Source organism: Pseudomonas sp. 2822-17, assembly GCF_002742485.1.
Taxonomy (GTDB): domain Bacteria; phylum Pseudomonadota; class Gammaproteobacteria; order Pseudomonadales; family Pseudomonadaceae; genus Aquipseudomonas; species Aquipseudomonas cyclaminis.
Genome location: NZ_LJRZ01000344.1, coordinates 1 through 1,721, shown reverse-complemented (window position 1 = coordinate 1,721; position 1,721 = coordinate 1). Strand labels below are relative to the sequence as shown.

The 1,721-nt window shown below is 57.9% G+C and carries 1 pseudogene; it reads left to right on the top strand.

The window, feature by feature from the left end:
- Positions 1 to 42: 42 nt before the first annotated feature.
- Positions 43 to 1,721, top strand: a pseudogene (locus tag AOA60_RS08415) (SH3 domain-containing protein); the annotation flags it as partial.

The window sequence follows — 1,721 nt, the reverse complement described above, 5'->3', positions numbered from 1 at the left end:
CCCTTCAAGAGCAAGAGCAATCCATTACTGCAAGTGACCCAAATGGCCAAGGCAGCCGCGGGTTACTACCCATTGGGCCGCAATGGCCTTTGGCACGGCGGGGTGCATTTCGACAGCGGCACAGCCGGTACCCTGGATCAATCCAGCGTGCATTGCCTGGCCGACGGTGAAGTGGTGGCCTATCGCATTGATGAACTCTCGCCGACCACCACTTATTTCACTGAAGAACGGTGTGTACCCAAGCCCTTCTCACGCAACTTTGTGCTGGTCCGCCATCGCCTCGAAGCCCCCAGGATTGAGGGCAGCACAGATGCACCACCGAGTCTGATCTTTTATAGCCTGTATATGCACCTGCAGGATTGGGCGGTTTACCGGAGTGACCGTTCCATCCTCCGCCCGGCATTTTGGCCCGAGGGGCTGAGCCGCCGAGTCAAGACCACGGTTAGCGACGTACGCGCAGGCCCTCCTGAGCAACGTGGCCTGAATGTGCGTAACCAGGCGCGGGGCGGCAAGGTATTGGCGCTGCTGCCACGGGGCGCAGAGGTGACCGTCAGCGGTGAGGGTGAATACCGCAAGCTGGAAAACACCAGCGGACCAGAGGTACTGAAAAATGCCGACGGCTCACTGCTCGGTTTCCTTTCGGTTGACTATCTGGTCCCCATTGTTGGGGATGAGTATCGGGTCAAAGCGACTCCCTCACTGCGTGTGCGTGCCGAAGCGAACACCAGCAGCGCCGTCCTTATGGAGTTGCCCGATGGCACGGAAGTCACCGTCAGCGGGGAAGGCAGGCTCCGCAAGTTGGAGCGTGTAAATCAGTATGTGCATTTCAACTCGCTGGAAGGCGCGCTGGAACCCATAGCTGACCGCATTGTGGTTCTCGATAAACCTATCGCGATCAAGGCTGGCGAGTTGATCGGTCACATTGGCGAGTATCAAGACGGCAGTGCCGAGTACCCGGAAAAGAAGTTGCACCTGGAGGTGTTCAGTGCCAACCACGTGGAGCCATTTATCGAGTCAAGCCGGGCTTGGGCGCAACGACTGCCCGCCGCCGGCAAGACCTGGCTGAAATTCTCCAAGGGCACCGCTGTGGTGACGCATCAGGAGCGTTTCAACACCACACAACCACCCACACTCAGCGCTGCCAGCATACCCAGTGATGCTGATCTGCTGGTGCCCAAGAGCCTGATTGACGGCTTGCCGCCAGACAAAAAAATCGTCGTCAGCGCAACGCCAGACCGAAGCGCCTGCAACTGGTATCGACTTGATGGACTATTCCACGACGCAAACGGTGCATTACTCGATGGTTGGGTGCGTGAAGAAGTGGGTGTCACGCCGTGGTTCAGTCCGTGGTCATGGGAGGGTTACGACGTCGTCTTCAACTATGACTCGCCTCGGCAAACCCTGGCATCCTTTTTTCGAGCGGTGGGTCGTTTCAGTCAGCAGCAACTCGAACGCTACAGTAACTTGGCCGATAAGTCGGATAACGGGCGTATGAAGAATCGCCTTTACGACATCATCGATCGAGACCGTGATGGAGTGGTGACGGCTGAAGAGTTACAGGCGGCGATTGGCCTACCGGCACATGCGCAGTCGCTCTCGCAACTGATCATCCACTACGAAAGCGAGTGGCGCCACGAACCCCATAAGTGGGACGCACTGGACGATGTAGTGGGGCATAGCGGCTCGACTCCACTTTTAAACTGGGTGGCGGAAAAGGAGCG